Raw genomic sequence first — 20,387 nt, 5'->3', positions numbered from 1 at the left:
TTTTTATTTTAATCATCACTCAACAAATTTAACCTGCCTGATGATAATCCCCAAGCCAGTTTAAAAACTCAGTAGAAGGAAGCGGCTTACTTAAATAATATCCTTGCGCATAATCACACTGCATTTGATCGAGTAGGTTTAGAGACGCTAAGTTTTCAACCCCCTCTGCAACCACAGAAAAGCCTAACTGATGACCAAGCGTGATTGTTGACTGTACGATGTGTTGATCTTGCTGTGACTCATCAAGTTTTAAAATAAATACTTTATCTAATTTTAACTCATCAATAGGTAGCATTTTAAGACGTCCGAGAGACGTTTGGCCAACCCCATAGTCGTCTAGAGAAATCATCACCCCGAGTGCTTTTAGGGCTTTAAGTGCAGCGATACCTTTCTCTTCATTTTCTATCATGTCACGCTCTGTGAGCTCAATCGTAATGAGTGCGGGAGGTACTTTAAATAACGCTAATTGAGACTCTAAATGTGGGAAAAAGTCATCATGGGCAATATCCTGTGCTGACACATTAATCGCCGCTTTCATGGTAATGCCTTGTTGCTGCCACTCAGCGACTTGTTTAACAACAGTAGACACAACCCATTGGGTTAATTCTACAATCAGACCAGATTGCTCAGCTAGGTCGATGAATAGTTCAGGAGAGACCCATTGCCCATCTGGTTTATGCCAACGGATCAGCGCTTCAACTTTATCAATTTGTTGTGTTTTTAAGTTTAACTTAGGTTGATAGGCCATAAACAATTGCCCATCATCATTCGTAAGTGCCTGCTTTAATTCATCAATCAATTTGAGTCGGGCCAGATGTTCTTCGTCTTCACCATCTTGATAATAATAAATCTCATGACCATCTTGCGCGGCAGTATCGACCGCAATCAAGGTTCTACGCACCAAGTCTTCTGGGTTATCAGCCTGCTCCGGATATATCACTACCCCCATGCTAAAACGCAATGAAATATCTAAATTGCGGATCATATAGCTTTTAACAAGTGCTTTATTGAGTTTAGCGACACAGGCTTCAACTGTACTACCTACTGTTGGCTCCATAACCACTAAAAACTCATCGCCACCAATCCGTGCATGTAAACCATTAGAATCTTTGGTGACTTCTTCAATACGCTTGGCAACTGCGCGAATACAATCATCACCGACTCGTGGACCAAGTTTGTCATTGATGTGACGTAGGCCTCGTATATCAATCGCAATCAAATACAAGGTAGGATCGCTTTTTAACTTTTTCGAAAGGCGCTCTAGGGCCGCAGAGCGATTATAAAAGCCCGTTAAATGGTCGTGCTGAGCTTGAAAGCGAATTTGCTTCTCACGAGCTTGAATGTCTTCACCCATTTCTTGAAAAGCATCTACTAGCTCACAGATCTCCTTACTTGGGCTGTGATCCGTTAAACCTGCACTGTAGTCTCCTTTAGAAAAACGCTTTGCCATTTCTGTCAAATGCTGAAGTGGGGTCGTCAAATTATTTGCTAAGAAGCCACTGGTTAAAAAACCAAGCACTATAGTACCGCACGACAATAAAATGATGCTTAATACTAACTGATCAAATTCATCATATTGCTCTGTTAGGTTTGCACTGAGAATAACGCTAATGGGATTGCTCGATAAAGCAGGCAAAGGCACTTCGGCACTTATAAAAACAGGGTAATCAGAAAGCCAGCGTGTTGTTGTCTGACCATGAATGAAGGCTAGAAGATCGCTTTGTTCATTTGGTAGCTCAATTGAACTGGCTTTTAGACCCGTAGCGTGAGAAATGAAGCTCATCTCAACACCCGTTAATTCTTTAAGCTCTGTTGCTATCTTCTCATCGACAGCAAAACCAACCACACTCAATGCAATGGTGCGTGGTGCTTTTACTGGCAAGATGATTGCTTGGTAAAGTTGATTATCAATCACTATAAAAGTCGACTCTTTACCATTACCTAGTAATTGTTTCATGAGTTGTTGGCTGTTTTTAGGTAATACCAAGCCCTCTTTGTTAGACGCAATGACATTGCCTTTTAGATCCATCAACAGCATGATATCGGCGTCTATTCGGTTACTATGATTAAACAACGCGCTTTGAATGGTTTCTTGATCTCGACTCGCCACAGCTTGCTTGAAGCCGAAGTCTGCAGTCAGTACCGTAGATGCGGTTACTAATAAGCGCTCTTTGGCTTTCAGGTATTGTTGATAAACATTTTGCGCAACTTTAATACCCTGTTGTACTTGTTTGTCATTATATTGATTGGTCGACCACCAAAAGCTCGCTAAGCTTGTGATTGCCGTAAGCAATACAAGCCCGACACACAGTAAAATAATACGTTGTTTTAAAGTGGTGCTCATGATGTTCCTTTTGCACGGTGCTTACTAAACATTAGCCACAACAATTTGCGCAGTGAAAATTAGAATTCAGAGTTGGTTATGAATATAGACCAATATTGCCTTAAATTCATTGACCGAGATCTTAGTAAAGATAAAGGGATAACCTTGTTAATTGCAAGGATTTTGAGAATAAAGCCTGATAATACAAGTTTTTAGTATTATCAGACTGAGGATTTTATAGCTTTAGGTCTTAGCCCCTGGGGGGCTTCAACTCACTTTTTAATCGATTAGGCCATATTCACTATCAAGGATAGCAATCACTTCTGCACGTGGATCAGCAGGAATTGTTAACTCTTTGCCCACAATCTTGCTCGCGATGCCTACATAAGTGTCTGATACTGACATCATCACATCGACTGGTAGCTTGTAATCTTGTGCCAACTGCTCACGTTCAGGCATTCTGTCTTTATTAAGCAATACATCGCTGTCTGGCACATTGTTGATCAGTAATTGGCGAAAACCTTCTTTCGAGTTTTCAATTACTTTGCCATCGCGGAATGCTGGGCCATCCCAAATACGAGATGAATCAGGCGTACCAACTTCATCAATGTAGATAAGCTGCTCAGTGCCATCAGTTTGCTCTACGTAACCAAACTCAAATTTGGTATCAACAAAGATCTGATCAAGCTCAGCAAGTTCTTTGCTGATCAATGCAAAACCTTCAGTTAAAAGCTTTTCGTACTGAGCCACATCAGCTTCTGATTTGAAGTTAAATGCCGCTAGGTTATCTGTGATGTTTTTACGCGTGATGTTTACATCATCCACTGGTGGTACTTCTGGTACATCAGTGATAATGCCTTTAGTAGACGGTGTAATAAGTACTTCGTCTAACTTCTGATTCGCTTCAAGCCCTTCTGGTAACTCAATACCACAGAAGTTGCGAACGCCTTTGCTGTAATCACGCCACATGCTGCCTGTAATGTACTGACGCGCAATCGCTTCAACACGTACCGTGCTTGCTTTACGTACAATCCACACATAAGGGTGTGGAATGTCTACAATGTGGTTGCCCGCAAGACCTGCTTGATCGAATAACTTAAACCAGTGTGATGCCACGCTGTTTAGTGCAATACCCTTACCTGGTACACCATTTAAGCCATTTTCGCCCTGCCAAATGCAGTCAAACGCAGAAATACGATCAGAAATTACCATGATCGCCAGCTCCGTACCTTTAGGTACATCGTAACCTTTTTCTTCGATTAAACGCGCACTGTCTTCGTCGGTTAACCAATAAACTGAACGAACTTTACCACTGTGAACGGCACCTTTTGTGCGGATCGGTAGATCATCATTCACTTCTAAAACTTTGTAGCTACTCATTATTACTCCAAGGCCGGATGCACCTTGCTAAGGGGTGCAAAAAATATGAGGGGGTTAGAAGTGCATATAATAATCGCAAGACCCTTAAATCACAAACTAAACCCGAACTCTTATGTTGCTAAATGTGGGGTTTATCGTTGAATTTTGGTAATTAAACCGAGCAGAGTTTAGCCGATGAGAAAACTGTTATACCATCACAGTGTTTTTAGTTTATTGAGCCCATTATGATTGAGATAAACAACCTCGTATTTAGCTGGCCTAAACACCCCGCCCCTACGCTAGATATTGCTGAGTTAACAGTTAGCCAAGGCGAACGAATATTTTTACACGGCCCAAGTGGTAGTGGTAAATCAACTCTGCTCGGGTTATTAGCGGGGATTAATGCCATTCAAGCGGGTGATATTAAAATTTTAGATACGCAGATGCGTCAACTTTCAGCCGCAAAACGAGATCAATTTAGAGCCGATCATATTGGGACTATTTTTCAAAATTTTAATTTGCTGCCATTTTTAGACCCCATTGAAAACGTCATGCTTGGCTGCCAATACTCTAAAATGCGAAAAAACAAACTCACCCAATCTTTACAGAAAAGCGCCATTGATTTGCTAGAAAATTTAGGGATAGACCACACTCTACAAGCTAAATCGGTCAGTGAATTAAGTATCGGTCAGCAACAGCGAGTAGCTGCCGCACGGGCATTCATTGGTCAGCCAGAGCTTATCATTGCCGATGAACCCACTTCAGCGCTTGATGCCGACAGCCGAGAAGCCTTTATTGAAACCTTGTTTAACCAAGCAGAAAAATACCAAGCCACCATTCTATTCGTCAGTCATGATCATAGCTTGGCGCAGCTATTCGATAGAAAAGTGAGTTTGAATGAGATTAACGGAGCGGCACAATGAATTTAGCATCTCTGGCTTTCAAAAGTAGTTGGAATCGTAAATCGAGCGTACTACTCACTCTATTCACCATCGCCATCAGTGTGATGCTGCTACTCTCGATTGAGCGAGTAAGACAAGAAGCAAAAAGCAGCTTCGCCAATACCATTTCTGGTACAGATTTAATTGTCGGAGCACGCACGGGCGACATACAGCTGTTGCTCTCAAGTGTATTTCGTATAGGTCATGCCAACAATGCTGTGAAGTGGCAAAGCTATGAATACATTAAACAGCAACGTGGTGTGGCATGGACTATTCCGTTAAGCCTTGGTGATAGCCACAAGGGACATGCGGTATTAGGCACAGATAGCAGCTACTTCACCCATTTCCGTTACGGGAAAAAGCAAATGCTGGCATTTGAACATGGTCGCGCATTTCATAATGGTCGCGAAGTGGTGCTCGGCAGCGATGTAGCGAAAAAGCTCAACTACCACCTCGGAGAACAAATCGTGATCTCCCATGGTATGGGTAACACCAGTTTTCACCATCATGATGATAATCCAATGACCATAGTCGGTATTTTAAAGCCGACCGGCACGCCCGTTGACCGAACTGTACATGTGCCACTTATCGCCATTGATGAAATGCATGGTTCAGCTCATAACGCTTCGCCACGCATGATTGGAAAGGCTATTAATAAACCATCAAACGAAGCAGTTCATTCTCATGATGAGCATAAACATCATGATCATGATCATCACTCACATGACGACCATAATCATGGCGAGCATAGTCATGGGGAACATCAGCATAAAACCCACCAGCCTGTTGAGAGTGAACCGGGCGATTTAATTGGTAAACCTAAACAGATCACTGCGTTTCTAATGGGTTTTGATTCACCTCTTTATACTTTACAAGTTCGTCGTAATATCAATCAATACCAAGGTGAGCCACTGCTAGCCATTATGCCCGGCGTCACCTTGCGTGAACTGTGGGGCATGTTAGATATTGTCGAAAAGATCTTACTGCTATTTTCAGTCGTGGTGGTGATCATCAGCTTGCTCGGCATGCTGACAACCTTACTCGCAACGCTCAATCAAAGACGTCGCGAGCTGGCCATTCTGCGCTCAGTTGGCGCTCGACCTTGGCATATTTTCAGTTTGCTAACCAGTGAAGCTGTGATCATCACACTACTCGGTTGCTTGCTCGGAACGGCATTATTCTTTGTGGCAATCTTGCTAGCGCAACCTGTGTTACAGGCACAGTTTGGTATTAGCTTGTCGCTTTCTATGCTCAGCAGCTATGAAGTTACGCTATTGGGCGGTATTATGCTGGCTGGCACTGTGATGGGGATCTTCCCTGCACTGCGCGCCTATTATTATTCACTCAGCGACGGCATGAGTATTAAAGTTTAAAAGGTTATCTTAAGTATGAAATTATTTTCACTCTGCTTTGCTTTGTGCTTTAGCGCACTGAGTTTTGCCCAAGCACCGAAAGAAATTTTTTGGGAAGACTTAATCCCACAAGGTCATGTGCAAATTAGCAATCAAGACGCAGCCAGTCACGATGGCGCAGACCAAAATTGGGTGCAACCAGATTTAGGCGCCCCGGTGGTAACAGCATTAGATGGTCAGTCAGTGAGTTTGCCGGGTTTTGTTGTGCCCCTTGAAGGTGACAGCGAAGTGATCACTGAGTTTCTATTAGTGCCATATTTTGGCGCGTGTATTCACGTGCCACCACCACCACCAAACCAGATCGTCCATGTAAAAATCAAAAACGGCGTGCCAATCGAAAGTTTATACGATGCAATCACAGTCACTGGGATTATCAAAGTCGAAACTTGGAGTGGCGAATTAGCGCAAACCGGTTACACCATGCAAGCAGTGGGTGTGGCTCCTTTTGAACTTTAATTTAAAACTAAACGAAAGCGCAGCTTTATGCTGCGTATTTTGTGACTCAGTAACCGGCTGCTCTTGTTTTTAAACCCATAAACCTCACTACCCTCTCTGCCTAAATAAAACCTTGATTGCAAATCAAGCCCCGGTTTTCTTCAAACTCATCTCATTTAATAACATTTTTACTCACAAGGTTTGGCCTGCATTCTCAGGTAGAAAAAATAGAGCTATTCGAGACTTCATGCCATTAAAAATGCTCATGCTCAATGTGGCTAGTTCATTGTGAGCACTTGCTAATTGTGCTAGTTTTAGTCAAACAAAGCTGGCTAATTAAGTAGCTTTATCTGAATAATAAAAATAACAACTAAGGTATAGTGATGTCTGCTAAAGGGTTCTCCTCTCAAAAACTCAACCTTACTTTGGCACTTTGTGCCATGTTTATTTCTGCTGCGTCTTTTTATGCAACCTATTTACAAGCCAAGTCTGCCGAGCAACAAGTGAAAGCAATGACTTTACCTTTATTACAATATGGCACTGGCAATTTTGAACTCGGGACTAATAAGCCTGTTATATCATTTAATTTAACGAATGGCGGTGTTGGGCCTGCCATAGTTAAAACTGTTATATATAAGTACAAAGAAAAGTCTACATTAAACTTTTTCGATTATTTAGAAGATTGTTGCTCAAATGAGTTAAAGGAATTTAATAGTAACTCATCTAAAGATTTAAATATTACGAAAGGTGGTTACATCACTTCGCCAACATATAATGTCGTTGTGCCCGCCCAAGAAAAGCTTGAGTTTTACAAACTCTACCGAGGTGAATTGAATGACTCTTTGTGGTCAAAGCTAAATACTGAAAGAAAGTATTTAACTGTACAGGTTTGCTACTGCTCTTTACTAGACGAATGTTATATAACTGAGAGAAAAGGAGTTGTTGAACCTGTGGAAGCATGCCCCGTAGCTGATTAATAGTTCATAACCTTCGCTTGCTGATTAGTGTTTTACGCCATAAATATACTGTAGGTTTAACCCATTAAGCTGTCACTAAACCTTCATTCCTGTCTGCGAAAGGATTTTGGCAATAACAAAGTATCAGCAAGCTGTTAATTTTTAAATCTGAATGATGCACTTATTATCGGAGTTCGAGTCTACTCCCCAATCACATTTTTACCCAAATAATACACTGCCGCTGGCTCTGAATAATTCGGCGCATGGTCGTAACTAAACACTGCGTAATATTTTGCGATATCTGGGTTACCAAAATTATCGAGCGTATATTCATCTGGCCCACCATATAACTTTACGCCATCAAACGGAGAACGCGGTGGGTGGAAGCAATTGCGCACCACAAAACAGCCGACAAAGTCATCGCTTTCTGGGTTTTGCCAAGTCAGTTTCACCACACCATTTTCAACTTGTGCTTGTAACTCAGTCGGCGCGGGTAAAGCTTGATTACGACGGTTTATGTAGCGAATATTTAGCTCTGCATTACTCCACTCAATTAACGCATTTTTAGCTTGTGATTCAGCGGTGGCACGGATCACAAAGTAGTATGGGGTTTGTGTTTGATGTAAACGCGCCAACTCTTTCAAGCTATAACTGTCGAACATAAAGTCATGGGCAGTGCGCTCTTTAAGCTGGGCGTTACTCACTTCATAGCCGATATATTCGATTTTCTGGCGCTGTTTAACGTGTTTAAAGTCAACGTCTTTTAACTCCACCAGCTCCACGGTAAAGCGTACGTCTTTGCTCGATGGCAGTGAGTTTTGGCTGTACAAGGTTAAGCAAGCTTGGGTGAACACGGTTTTTTCTGGCTCTAATTCGTGTTGATGCTCAAATGCCATTTGCCCATAGACGATTTCACCTTGGTCGTCGAAACCTGAGCACAAGCTATCCGCAATCACTTTTTCTTGATAAATAGTATTACAACTGTTTGGCGTCAGTTTTAAGCTTTGCTCAGGTAATTGATAGACCAACTCTAAGTTAGGGCGATAATGTAAGCCACTACCAAATGGTCCATAGCCAATATCGAATTGCATCACTTGCGAGTCATTGCCAAGTGGTAAACTGGTTGGGCCTTGCAAGCGTAAGATCAGTTTTTGATCGTCTAGCAGTTGCGAGATCAAATCTCGCTCAACACCATTAAACGACCACTTATGCCAGATCCCTTGGGTCATCTTGTCTGACTCTATGGTCTCGCCTAAAGTGTGTAATGCAGGCGCCTCGCAAATGGCATTATAGTCATAGATATTATCGATTTGTTTGGGATCGAGCACCGATACTGACCACTCACCGTATTTCTCTATTTTGACGTTCACCCGATTCATCGGATATAAGAAAAACTCCGCCCGATCGATATGCGAGCCTTCTGGAATATTCGCCAAATCAAATACCACGACACCCACGCTCGTACCGCGTTTTTTATCGACACCAATGAACATAGAGTTATAACCAAAACGTTCACGTGCTTTTTGCTGATAGTTAGCACTTAAATACCCAACTTGCTCTTTGGCTGGGAATAGCGTGCGACTGCATTGATGCTCTGCCAATAAAGTTTTTAGACGCAGTTCTGGGCTAAACGGCGATTTAATTTTAGTGACCTTATCGACAGCGCGAATGTTGTAAAAATAAAACTGTCCGCTTTCTAGTTGTGTATCGGTGAACGACAATGATTTGGTGATGGCCACTAGGTTGGCTTCGTTACAGGGGCTTTTATTATGTTCAGCACGGTACAATTCAAAATAAATATCCTCTCGCTGCTCATATTCCCACTCAAGCTCTACGCTATCGTGACCCACCTGTTTAATGGTGAAGTCTGGCACTCTTGCAGGCGCAAGGTTTGAGTAGTTAATGGCTTCACCCAATGCATAGGCAACCGCTGGAATATTCTCGGCCACACTCTGCGCCATATTCTTCATGTAATCAGGAATGTTGCGGGTACCTACCTCGACAACTGTGGCAATAATCCCTTTGCGATAATAATATTCGCGGCCACTGCCCTGGATCAGCTGTGCAGGTGGCTTGCCACGGTGAATACCATACTGGCGACCCGTGACCTTTTTAATCTCGTTATTCATGTTGGCACACAACACATTTAAATCTGTGCCTTCAATTTCAACTTCATGATTAAACTTATGGGCCGGAAAGAACACATTACCTTGAGAGTGATAGTCAAGGGCAATACAAATGTTACTACGCTTTTCCACGAAGTCACGAATAGCACAAGTTTCAGGCTCTGAAAACGCATGCGGACCACCATAAGTGTTCGACTGCGTATTGCTGTTACGCATGAATTTCGCGTCGAAGTTGCGGTTAAGATCCACCCCAAAAGTGCCATCACCATTATTGCGGCGGTTTTTACGCCAAAATGAAAAGTGATTACGCGAGTATTCAAAGCCGTCGGGGTTTAGGCAGGGCACCATGTACAGCGTGTTTCGTGTTAACGCTGTTTGTAACTTAGGGTTAAAGCGATAGTTGTCTATGACATACTGAATAAACTTGATCGCTAACTCGTTCCCTATCCATTCCCGTGCGTGAATGGTGCCCGTATACAATAACGCGGGTTTGTCATCCGCATAGGTGACATCTAATGACAATGTCACCAGCATAATGGGCCTGCCCTCCCAGGTTTCACCGATACTTTGCAGACGAATTAAATGCGGATGTTCACTCATCGCTTTTTGTAAAAAGTCGATGGTGTCTTGATACGACGCGTATTGTATTTTCATGCCTACTTCCCGTTATGCTTTTGTAAAGGCCTGCCAGTGATCGACGATTTTCTCTAGCTTTTTCGCTTTGAGGTTTTTTACAACACACAGCTGTTCAGGCTCAGTATTTAAAGCCTCAACCACGCCAGTTGCGCCAAATGTCTCTAAGATGTCATCAATCATTTTGTCACCCACGCCTTTCACTTCACCCAGCATGGCGCGAATTTGTGACTCATCAAATGCCACATTCGGTAAATCGGTTTCAGACATGACTTCATCACTGCCTGGTATCGGTTGCATGGCTGATGCTGGCAGCACTTTAGCAGGCAGTTTAAAGTTATCTTGTAGATTCCAGATCTCACTCGGCCACTCTTCACCCGCGCGGTAGTGGGTATCAAAGATTGGATATCTTTGCTCTGTCATATCGGTAAATAATTCGCCGCAGTCTTGGCTTGGGGTATATTTAGAGAAACCAATATGGCGCATGGTACGCAGAAAGCGTGCATCAATTTTGCCCAGCTCTTCCCAGTTATAAATAGGAATATTTGGTTTACGAAAACGCCCTTCGCCCAATAGCCACATCAAATACTGGCCAATCCAATCTCGAATATAAGGGAAGGCCGCAAACGCAGTCGCACACTCTAAAATGCGCAGCTTGCCATCTTTGCCTAAGGCGATATCACAAGCCCAATACTCTGCATTTGCCGCTTTTGAAGTCTTAGTCGCAAGATCAAGCACTGACTTTGGAATACCTTGGTAGTCCATGCTGCCGCCCTGGCTGGTGTTAGTCAGCCACTCCCCCTCAGGCGGACGACGCCAGAATGCACAAACTGGTTTGTGACCAACCAGCATAACGCGAATATCGGCTTCCATCGGCACAAAATCTTGTACGTACACTGGGTAATAACGCTTTTCACTCAGCAGGCTCTGCGCTTCTTCGTAGCTATCTACCTTATGGACAAAGTAACCACCATAATTCGATGGGCCGTAAGAGCGTTTAATTATTTTCGGATAAATCGCCGAGGCAAGATAAGACTGCGCTTTTTCTGGAATATAAAAAATTTCGGTATGCGGGATAGGTAAGTCGTATTTACGGCAAAAGTGCGTCACATTTTCTTTTGATTTATTGGAAAACTGACTATCTAGCGACGGTAAAAAACGTACTTCAGGAAGAGCACGGGCAATGTCGCGAAATGTCTCGTACGCTGTCGCTGGAATATTACCAATTAACACATCGATTTTTTTACGCTTCACTTCTGCAATAAAGCGGGCTTTGTCATTGCCCCAATGATAGGTCACTTGCTCAATTTTATCGGGCCAACCTTTAAAATTAGATTTATCAAAAAAGCGCAGAACATAGTCTAAATAAAGCAGACCGATTTTTGGCAGTGAGGTTTTCTTCGTCATGATTTAAGCCACCTTGGCAGATTGCAGTGAAAGTTTGCGTTGTACAGTTTTGTCTATCAGTTCGACCATGGCCGAGATTTTGCTGTGATTAAAATTAATCCCCAGCGCTTCTTGTTCAGGCGTGGCAAAGGCTGGAATGGTATTCACTTCAAGCACCACATATTCTTCTCGTTCACGGTCGTAAATAAGGTCAACTCCAGCTACCTCTAACCCGAGTGTTTTTGTGGCTTTAACTGCAATATCAACCACTTCATCACTTGGCTCGCGAACAAATACAGAGCCACCGCTGGTGATGTTGGTTTTCCAATCATCTTTTGGCGCCTTACGGCCATAACAGCCCACACATTTTCCATCGACAATATCAATGCGATAGTCGGTGTTGTCATAATTGATAAAACGCTCTACGTAGAAGTAACGTAAGTCGGTGCGGCTTAAAAATGGCATTAGCATGTCGAGCGCTTGCTCAGAGTCAATTTTTACTATGCCAACGCCACCCCAACCGTCGGTTGGTTTATAAACCAGCTTGCCGCCGAAGTCGCGGATCGCTGATTTTAAGCCGTCCATGTCGTTCTTGTGACATAAGCGGTAATCTGGTGTCACGATGCCTTGCGAGCTTAGTAAGTGAGAGGTGCGGAATTTGTCTTCAGCAATTGAGAAAGCATTGTAATTATTCAGCGTCGGAATGGTTTCACTCAATGTTTGATACAAATAAAGCTGATACTGGGTTTGCTGTCCGGCGTTGTAGCTTAAAAACGTATCTAACTTCTCCATCGCGATACCATTACACATAATTGAGCCGCCTTGCGCTCTGGCATCTCTTAAATTTAATCCTGTTGAGGTTTGAATGCCTCGCTCAGCCAAAGCGTGAACTAGTTTCTGTTCGATGGCTTTACCGCCACCATTTTCGTACATCCAAATGCCTACATGAGGTGCTGTCACACTATGTTCCTTGTCTTAAAAAACGGGTCTAATACAAACGAATTGTTTGCGCTGTTGGCGGCAATTTAAACGGATCAAGATGACACTTTTTTGACCAATTACAGCGAACAAAATTTGTTCATAAAACATTCACCTCCTTGAAACATAGTGTCGAGAAACTGGCGGCAAATTAATACAGGGAAATACGTGATGACACAGATAGATTTTGCAGAATTAGCAACCCTTATTCGTTGTAATTCTCACAGTAAAAACAAAGTAGGGATTGATGAACACGGCGAGCAAATGATAGTGCTGCTTGCGCCTTTGGGTTTTGCTATGACCCGTTACCAAAGAGACAATATTGGCGACCATTTACTTTTCCATACGCCTAAAAGAGCGGGTAAAAAGGTCTTATTACTCGGCCACCTAGATACCGTTTTTCCGCCCAATACCTTCACCGAGTTTAAGCAAGATGAAGACTGGGTGTATGGCCCTGGTGTGTGCGATATGAAAGGCGGTAACTTTGTTGCCTTAAATGCACTTCGTAATTTAAAAGCGGAATTTGCCCCACTCTACAACATCGATTTTTTATTGGTCAGTGATGAAGAAACTGGCAGCGATGATAGTAAATATTTAACTGCAAAACTCGCCAAAGACTATGACGCGTGTTTGGTATTTGAAGCGGCGGGTAAAGATCACGAAGTCGTCATTGGCAGAAAAGGCATTGCCACGTTCGATATTGAGATCATTGGCAAAGCCGCCCATGCTGGCAATCACTACGCCGACGGCATCGATGCAAACTATGCACTGGCAAATATGCTCACTGAGATGACAGCTCTGACCGATTTAAAAAAAGGCAGTACCGTGAATGTCGGTAAAATCTCAGGCGGTTTAAGCACCAATACCATTTCTCCTAAAGCAAGCATGATGGTCGAAGCCCGCTTTAAAACGCTTAAAGAGCAACAGCGATTACTCAAAGGCATAGAAAATATCTGTTTTGCCATGGAGATCACTGGCGTGCAAATTAACGTTAATGGCGGCTTGCAACGCGGCGTAATGAGCCCTGATGTACTGCAACAACAGCTTCTTGATGAGATTGCTATGATCTTAGATGAGCCGCTAAAAACCGAGCAACGCGGCGGTGTGTCAGATGCGAACGTAGTCAGCGCAGCAGGTGTACCAACGTTAGATGGATTTGGCCCTTATGGTGACGGCGACCACACCATTCATGAGCGCGCATTAAAAAGCAGCTTTGAGTTACGAATAAAACAAGTAACACAGATATTGTCGACGTGGTGTTATCAAGCTGAAACACAAGAATCGAAACAAAGTGCACTCGAAATTTAAAAATATTCATACTTCAGGCTATTCAAACCGCAGAATGGCCTTTAAAAGCCGGAAGTTGAACATTTTTCAAACAAACATCAAATTTAACTTTGTTTTGCAGTGAGTTTAAATTGTTTCATTTTAATTTGACTGTTTTTTATGCAATTTTTATTTTGCTTATTTACCGATAAGTACAACAAATATAAGGATCATAAAAATGAAACTAAATAAAATTAAGAAGCAACAACTTAAAAACTTAAGCCAGAGTAAGATAAATAACGAGCAAACGGCTGCTGTTGCAGGTGGTACTTACACCAACCCAGCACTTAGCTGTATCTCTTGCTTAACTGACTGCCCACTTTATAGATGTTCAGCATTTAGTAAGGCTGTTATGGCCTGCTAAGTTTTACTCAGTGCTTAACTGCCAATAGCTTATTGGCAGTTATTAAATTGTAGCTTTCAACCTCTAGTTCTGGCACTTAGGACAATACACGGTACTTCGCTGCCCCAAGCGAATTTCTTTCAGCACGGTTTTACAGGTCACGCACTCTTCACCTTTGCGTCCATAAACCAGTAATTGCTGGGCAAAATAACCCGGTTTACCGTCAGACTGCGCGAAGTCTTTCAGTGTGGTGCCACCTTGGGTGATTGCCGTAGCTAAAGTGTCTTTGATGATTGGCGTGAGTAATTTATAACGCTTTAACGATACTTTGCCCGCTTCGCGTTTTGGATGAATACCCGCTTTGAACAGTGATTCGTTGGCGTAAATATTACCAACGCCCACAACCACATGGTTATCCATAATAAATTGCTTTATAGGCACCTTCTTGTTACGAGAACAGTCAAACAAATGCTCGGCAGTGAATTCATCGGTGAGAGGCTCAGGTCCAAGCTTTGCGAACAACGCATGAGATTCATTCGGCGCTTGCCATAAACACGCACCAAAACGACGGGCATCGTTTAAGCGGAGCGCTTTGCCATTATCGAAGTGGATCTCAACATGATCGTGCTTTTTGAGCGCTTCACTGATTGGCACAATGCGCAAATGTCCCGACATACCCAAGTGTAAAATCACACTGCCAATATCCGTATCAAGCATTAAATATTTTGCTCGACGGCGCACACCATTAATAATCAACCCTTCGATGTCTTTCACGTCATCTGGCACAGGCCAGCGCAAGCTTGCATTGTGAACCAATACCTTGCTGACTGTTTGTTTTTCAATGTGTGGGCTAATGCCTAAACGGCTGACTTCGACTTCTGGTAATTCAGGCATGGAGTTCTCTAATGTTTATTTCTTTAAATATGTTGAGGTTACTGTACTGTTGCTTGCGCTAAGTTAAGCGGCTCAAACAGTTGATACGCCAACTCTGACTCTAAGATCAACCAAGATTGCTGTTGCTTATCAAAAATATAGTATTGCTCGGCGTCTTGATAGAGTTGAAAGCTCCAAGGTAACTCTTCGCCAGCTAACCAAAACTGCGCAACGCTAATGGCCTTGCTGCTCGGTAAAGAGATATCTGTCGGTTCTAACTCAATCTGTTGCCATGCATCGATCAATAAAGGCAGCTGATTTGGATTTGCTTGCCACGGCCCTTCACTGCGCCAAGCGGTGCCAATGCGCTCAATTTTGTAACCGGGAAAAGCCAATGTCAGTACAAATGTTTGCTCGGGTAAGAGTCGCTGTGGGCCAGACGCTTGATCATTGGGGTTAAGCTTGTGATGCAGGCCATTTAAAAAGAAGATCATGATCAGCATGGCGAATATCACCACGTTATTCCATGCTTTACGACTCAATCCCATGCGCTTGCCTCTGTGCTTTATTGCTTTTATTAAATAGTCGTTTTGCAGTGTATCGAAAAACATCTTCACTGTGGAGCATGCTTTTACTCTGTTTTGCTTCGGTTAGGCTTAGATTTAGGTCTAAAAATGCATCGACTTGCTATTAAACTGTCGTGATTGTTTGCTAGAATATCGCGCAAAATTTAAGGAGTTCCGTCCATGGCAATGTATGTAGTGGGTCATAAGATCCCTGATTCAGATTCTATTTGTGGTGCAATTGCACTTGCATATTTAAAAAATCAAATTGGTGAAGCAGCAATCGCAACACGTTTAGGCGATGTATCACCTGAAACACAGTTCATTCTAGACACGTTTGGTTTCGAAGCGCCTGAGCTTAAAATGAGCTATGCAGGTGAAGAAGTTTACATCGTAGACCACACTGAAAAAACACAAGCACCAGATGACATTGATGAAGCAACGGTTGTGGGTGTTGTTGACCACCACAAACTTGGCGACTTAACGACGTCTACACCGCTTGAGTGTTGGATCCGCCCTGTTGGTTGTTCAAACACCATCATCAAGATGATGTATGACTTCTACGGTGTAGAAATTCCAAAGAACATCGCGGGTCTTATGTTAGGTGCAATCCTATCTGACACTGTAATCTTCAAATCACCAACTTGTACGACTGCTGACATCAAGTGTGTTGAAGTACTGGCTGAAATCGCAGGTATCGAAGACTACAAAGCATTCGGCATGGAAATGTTTAAAGTTAAATCAGCGGTTGAAGGCACACCTGCTCGCGACTTAGTTATGCGTGACTTTAAAGACTTCAACATGAACGGTAACCTAGTAGGCATCGGTCAGTTAGAAGTTATCGACCTAGCTGTATTTGACGACATCAAAGCTGATCTTGAAGCGGATATTGCAAAGCTGAAAGAAGAAGGCGGCCGTCACTCTGTATTCTTACTACTTACAGACATCATGAAAGAAGGTTCACAAATGCTAATCGCGTCTGATGACGAAGGCATTGTTGAGCGTGCTTACGGTGTTGCGCCTGAGCAAAGCCGCGTATGGTTAGATGGTGTACTAAGCCGTAAGAAGCAAGTAGTACCACCACTACAAGACGCGTTTGCATAAGCAAACACTAGCAAGTTATGTAAATAGCTGATAAAACCGAAGCAATGTCTTCGGTTTTTTATTGCCCATAATCTATGACGCAGCACGCACCTAGCCAATTACTCATCGAACCCGGCGTATTAGCCATTTTTGGCGCAGTGCCAAAAACCGCAGCCCATCAGCACACGCTTATTCAGATCACATTACCTATGGATGACGCGGATATGTGCCTTACTCTGCCAAATCACGATGCAATACAGCTCAATGGTGCAAGCATCATTAACCAAGATGTTAGCCATCAGCTCACCATGCAAGCTGGTTGGGTGATCTTAATCGAGCCTAGCTGCAATGTTGGCAAACAGCTCACGGCAAAACTGGCTGATAAAGCCTTTATTGAAATCGAGATAAATAAACCCTTAAACAGTACTCTGACCCTTAGTGAGTTGCTCGGTTTGTGTGGTTTAACCCCAGCACTTCAAACCACGCTACCGCAAACCATACTTGATGCACGTATAGCTCGCTTACTCGATAAACTTAATCGCTGCATTGGTAAGGAGTGTGTAAAACCACAACAGTGGCGCGCAGCAGACATTGCGGTTGAGCTCAACTTATCAGAAAGTCGCTTTTTGCATTTATTTAAAGACACCATGCAGATCCCCTGGCGACCTTATTTATTATGGCGACGTTTGATCTGCGCAGTACAGACATTACAACAAGGAAGAACCGCTACTGAAGCGGCGTATATTGCAGGTTTCTCAGACAGCGCGCATTTGAGTCGCACTTTTAAAAAACAGTTTGGATTGAGCCTGAGGGAATATCAAAAGCGTTAAGAAAAACCCCTATAGAGTTTGCAAATATTGTTACAGACAATCAGCAAAACTACTGAGCCTCAGTCAAGGCCACTTGCTCCATTCGCCCCAGGTAAGCTTCAACGATTTTGGCGTAGCCTTTACCCTGTTTAAACTTCTTTAATTCAAAATTAAACCTATCTCTGAGCATTTTATCTTTAAAAGCGACACTGGCGGTGACAGGTGGGATTAAGTAATGATGCTTAAAGATATCTATGGCTCTTTGTTTGTCGTTCAAACGGTAGAAATAATAGAAAATATATTGGTCTAATACTGCAAAATCGTAACGGGATTTAGCCAGCATCTCGGGGATCACCGACATATCTGCCGACTCTTTATATCGCGCTTGCTTCGACATGGTTTTAAACTCATCGCCAAAATAGCCCGGCGCACCTTGAAAAGTAATCACAGCATACTTTGCAAGATCGCTGATAGAGTCGGGAGATAAATTACGCTCAGATAAAGAAAGCACCATAGGTTTATAGGTAACAATAGGGTCGCTGATATAAAAGTTATCGCTATCTTTTGCAAAGAATATCGGTGCCATTAGATCGTACTGCCCCGAGCGAACTAATTTTTCAGCACGGCCGAGCGCGACAAAATGCAAATTAACAGAATAGCCGAGCTGCCTGAGCACGGCTTTAGTCACATCTAAATCTATGCCGCTGTAGAGTTGATGATTTATGGTATGAGGCGGCCCTTCACTGGTGACTAGGTTTAGGCCATGGGTAATATCAGAAAAGCACAATGAAAATAAAAAAGCACAGTATTTTAGAAACGATCCTTTTGCTCTATTTCGTTTATGAGAATTACTATGCATCTTAATTCCATGCTCTGTAAGCCTGATTTACTCACCTATAAGTTTAGGAGTAATCTCGAGGAGGTAAAGTACTGTACTGACAAAAACGTCAAATTAGCCCACGCAACTCCTAGTAAGCTCGCTGGCCATCACGAATTAGAAAAGTAATTAATCATTACGCTCTAATATCTCTAGTATCGCTTTAACGACAGTATCAGGGTGCTCAAAAAACACTTGATGACTGGCATTTTCAAGTGCGTAGTATTGTCCTTGAGTTTTATTCGCAATATCTTTACTCCATTTCGTGCCCTCTTGTTGCCATTGAATTAAACTCGGTTTTTCTTCCTCGTTAGCTTGAGCAATATCTAAGCGCTCAAAGTCGCTGTCAATTACACTAATAGGCACATTAATATTGTGCTGTAATGGCTCTGCAATATTCAGATCATCATGATAGCTCATCATTTCTTTTATACGTGTTACTTGATTTTCGACTTGCAACCGCAGCTCAGTTACTTGGTCATAGTAGACCCAATCCATTTTCTCTTGATGGTTTGAAGGAATGAGCTTGACGATCTCTTCACGTTCAATGGCAATACGCTCTCGACTCTTTTCTGTCCAATTTCCGCCACGTACATGCTCAACATATTCGCTTTTATATTTTCGCAGGCCCGCAACCGCGCCACTTTGATATTGAGCAATCGAGTGAGGCAGTAAAATATCGGGATCAGCCCACACAATACCATTCACCTGAATTTCAGGGTTGGGATTATGTAAGTACATGAGAGTCGCTAAGTTACTGTTGGCGAAACTCAAGAATGTTACTTCTTTAGTGCCTAATAAACTTAGTAGTTCAGGTAGATCTGCTGCCAGTTGTTTGAATGAAGGTTCTTCTGCATCGGAGCTCCAAGCATTCCCCAGCCTATCTATTACATGCACTCTTGCATGCTCCGCAAGTAATGGTTGTACAAGTGAGGCCCAGGCGGAGTCGCTGTGAAAAAACTTGTTCGCGCCTGAGAGGATCACCACATCTCCCTTTTCAGTTTGTTTACCCATACTTCTAACGTGGTAGTTTTTAGTATTCACCGTATAAAGTGCTGAGTATTCAGGTAAAGCGTACGCGCTGCTTTGATTAAAAAAGTCTAATAGCTGGTTTGAGGTTGAGTAGTTTTCAAAAGACCAAGCATGACCTCCTCCATCAATGCTGACTAATTTGCTTAATAATTTAGTGTCGGTTGAAGAACGATATAATTTCTCAGTAACGCGCTCACTGGGCGCACTTTCAGACACTACGGCATCAGGTATGGTCTGGCTAGTAATCAACTCGACTGCTTTAGGCGCCGAAATAAGCCCAAAGTTATGATGAACCAAACCTTGATAAGGTAAGACTCTATCAGCGGTGCCTTGAACTAACATATAACTTGTTGGATCGGTAATACTGCATATACTCGATAACCTATCTGACATAGGCGATGCCACACTTGCGACAGCTTGAAACTTTTCACTGAACTTACATAGCATATTTTGACTGAACAGCCCTCCTTGAGAAAAGCCCACCGCATAGTTTTCGCCTTCCAACAAATTATATTCAGCATGCATTTTATCAATCAGCTGAACGATAAATTCGACATCTTTAGCGCCTAAACGATGTGCTATGTTGCACTCACACCCTTCATCCCACTCGACCTCCTTAGATTTAGGGTAAATCACAAGGTAATCATCGCTTAATAACTCAAATCTCGTCATGCGTTGCATGCGCTGTTCTGTTCCTCCTGAACCATGAAAAGCAAATAATAACTTGTATGCTTTTCCTTCTTTAAGTCCACCTTCAGGGAAGGCCAAGGTATAAAAATGACCTCCCAAACTTGAGTGTAAATCACTTGAGGTTTCCTCTGGTGTGTCATTCAGTTCAACCTGCTCTGTGGGGTGACTCTGGCTTCCACAAGCTTGTAAGAAACCAGACAATACAAGGGTTAATAATAACTTTTTCATTTGTCTCTCCTGTT

17 protein-coding genes are annotated in these 20,387 nt (G+C 42.8%); 8 read left to right on the top strand and 9 right to left on the bottom strand.

Annotated features, from left to right (window positions below):
• Positions 1–28 precede the first annotated feature (28 nt).
• Both C1E24_RS02280 and C1E24_RS02275 read right to left on the bottom strand, forming a co-directional pair.
• Positions 29–2,344 (bottom strand): bifunctional diguanylate cyclase/phosphodiesterase, encoded by a 2,316-nt coding sequence (locus tag C1E24_RS02280; RefSeq protein ID WP_138478365.1) that lies wholly within the window; start codon positions 2,342–2,344, stop codon positions 29–31.
• 258 nt (positions 2,345–2,602) lie between these two features.
• Entirely contained in the window at positions 2,603–3,703 is a 1,101-nt protein-coding gene (locus C1E24_RS02275; protein ID WP_138478363.1) for a phosphoribosylaminoimidazolesuccinocarboxamide synthase, read from the bottom strand.
• 224 nt (positions 3,704–3,927) lie between these two features.
• Between C1E24_RS02275 and C1E24_RS02270 the strand changes: the two genes are divergently transcribed.
• The 4 genes from C1E24_RS02270 to C1E24_RS02255 all read left to right on the top strand — a co-directional run bounded on the left by C1E24_RS02270 (position 3,928) and on the right by C1E24_RS02255 (position 7,447).
• A complete protein-coding gene (locus tag C1E24_RS02270) occupies positions 3,928–4,605 on the top strand; it encodes an ABC transporter ATP-binding protein (RefSeq protein ID WP_138478361.1) in 678 nt (225 codons plus the stop codon).
• Positions 4,602–5,996, top strand: coding sequence for an ABC transporter permease (locus C1E24_RS02265; RefSeq protein ID WP_138478359.1), 1,395 nt, complete (start codon positions 4,602–4,604; stop codon positions 5,994–5,996). Before C1E24_RS02270 ends, C1E24_RS02265 begins: the two co-directional genes overlap by 4 nt.
• A 15-nt stretch (positions 5,997–6,011) precedes the next feature.
• Positions 6,012–6,491, top strand: coding sequence for a DUF3299 domain-containing protein (locus tag C1E24_RS02260; RefSeq protein WP_138478357.1), 480 nt, complete (start codon positions 6,012–6,014; stop codon positions 6,489–6,491).
• A 359-nt stretch (positions 6,492–6,850) separates the two neighbouring features.
• Positions 6,851–7,447, top strand: coding sequence for a hypothetical protein (locus C1E24_RS02255; protein ID WP_138478355.1), 597 nt, complete (start codon positions 6,851–6,853; stop codon positions 7,445–7,447).
• Positions 7,448–7,626: 179 nt separating this feature from the next.
• Here C1E24_RS02255 and C1E24_RS02250 read toward each other — a convergent pair whose 3' ends face one another.
• Genes C1E24_RS02250 through C1E24_RS02240 form a run of 3 tightly spaced genes read right to left on the bottom strand, consistent with a single transcriptional unit; the run spans position 7,627 to position 12,531 of the window.
• Positions 7,627–10,206: a M14 family zinc carboxypeptidase gene (locus tag C1E24_RS02250; protein ID WP_138478353.1), complete on the bottom strand. Its 2,580-nt coding sequence runs from the start codon at positions 10,204–10,206 to the stop codon at positions 7,627–7,629.
• A 12-nt stretch (positions 10,207–10,218) separates the two neighbouring features.
• Positions 10,219–11,592 (bottom strand): ATP-grasp domain-containing protein, encoded by a 1,374-nt coding sequence (locus C1E24_RS02245; protein ID WP_138478351.1) that lies wholly within the window; start codon positions 11,590–11,592, stop codon positions 10,219–10,221.
• A gap of 3 nt (positions 11,593–11,595) precedes the next feature.
• Positions 11,596–12,531: an ATP-grasp domain-containing protein gene (locus tag C1E24_RS02240; RefSeq protein ID WP_138478349.1), complete on the bottom strand. Its 936-nt coding sequence runs from the start codon at positions 12,529–12,531 to the stop codon at positions 11,596–11,598.
• Positions 12,532–12,720: 189 nt separating this feature from the next.
• Here C1E24_RS02240 and C1E24_RS02235 point away from each other — a divergent pair, with 189 nt between their 5' ends.
• Complete coding sequence (locus C1E24_RS02235; RefSeq protein ID WP_138478347.1) at positions 12,721–13,857, top strand: M20 family metallopeptidase; 1,137 nt, start codon at positions 12,721–12,723, stop codon at positions 13,855–13,857.
• Between the two features lie 196 nt (positions 13,858–14,053).
• Complete coding sequence (locus C1E24_RS02230) at positions 14,054–14,239, top strand: hypothetical protein (protein WP_138478345.1); 186 nt, start codon at positions 14,054–14,056, stop codon at positions 14,237–14,239.
• 63 nt (positions 14,240–14,302) lie between these two features.
• Here the strand turns inward: C1E24_RS02230 and mutM are convergent, their stop codons facing one another.
• Together mutM and C1E24_RS02220 are read right to left on the bottom strand one after the other, a co-directional pair.
• Positions 14,303–15,112 carry a bifunctional DNA-formamidopyrimidine glycosylase/DNA-(apurinic or apyrimidinic site) lyase gene (mutM, locus tag C1E24_RS02225; protein ID WP_138478343.1) on the bottom strand — a complete coding sequence of 270 codons (810 nt, stop codon included), beginning with the start codon at positions 15,110–15,112 and terminating at the stop codon, positions 14,303–14,305.
• A 38-nt stretch (positions 15,113–15,150) separates the two neighbouring features.
• On the bottom strand, positions 15,151–15,702 hold the full coding sequence (locus C1E24_RS02220; RefSeq protein WP_240721921.1) for a hypothetical protein: 552 nt from the start codon (positions 15,700–15,702) through the stop codon (positions 15,151–15,153).
• Positions 15,703–15,837: 135 nt separating this feature from the next.
• On the opposite strand from C1E24_RS02220, the gene C1E24_RS02215 reads away from it, so the two are divergent.
• Both C1E24_RS02215 and C1E24_RS02210 read left to right on the top strand, forming a co-directional pair.
• Positions 15,838–16,758, top strand: coding sequence for a manganese-dependent inorganic pyrophosphatase (locus C1E24_RS02215; protein WP_010562021.1), 921 nt, complete (start codon positions 15,838–15,840; stop codon positions 16,756–16,758).
• 74 nt (positions 16,759–16,832) lie between these two features.
• Positions 16,833–17,567, top strand: a complete 735-nt coding sequence (locus C1E24_RS02210; RefSeq protein WP_138478341.1) for a helix-turn-helix domain-containing protein — start codon at positions 16,833–16,835, stop codon at positions 17,565–17,567.
• Between the two features lie 49 nt (positions 17,568–17,616).
• Here the strand turns inward: C1E24_RS02210 and C1E24_RS02205 are convergent, their stop codons facing one another.
• Positions 17,617–18,405, bottom strand: coding sequence for a substrate-binding periplasmic protein (locus C1E24_RS02205; RefSeq protein ID WP_138478339.1), 789 nt, complete (start codon positions 18,403–18,405; stop codon positions 17,617–17,619).
• Between the two features lie 147 nt (positions 18,406–18,552).
• Complete coding sequence (locus C1E24_RS02200) at positions 18,553–20,373, bottom strand: alpha/beta hydrolase (RefSeq protein WP_138478337.1); 1,821 nt, start codon at positions 20,371–20,373, stop codon at positions 18,553–18,555.
• Between the last annotated feature and the right edge of the window lie 14 nt (positions 20,374–20,387).

Origin of the sequence: Pseudoalteromonas phenolica (assembly GCF_005876835.1) — a bacterium.
In the GTDB taxonomy this organism is placed as follows: Bacteria; Pseudomonadota; Gammaproteobacteria; order Enterobacterales; family Alteromonadaceae; genus Pseudoalteromonas; species Pseudoalteromonas phenolica_B.
Note: the sequence above shows the minus strand (reverse complement) of the source record. Positions and strands in the feature narration are given on the sequence as shown.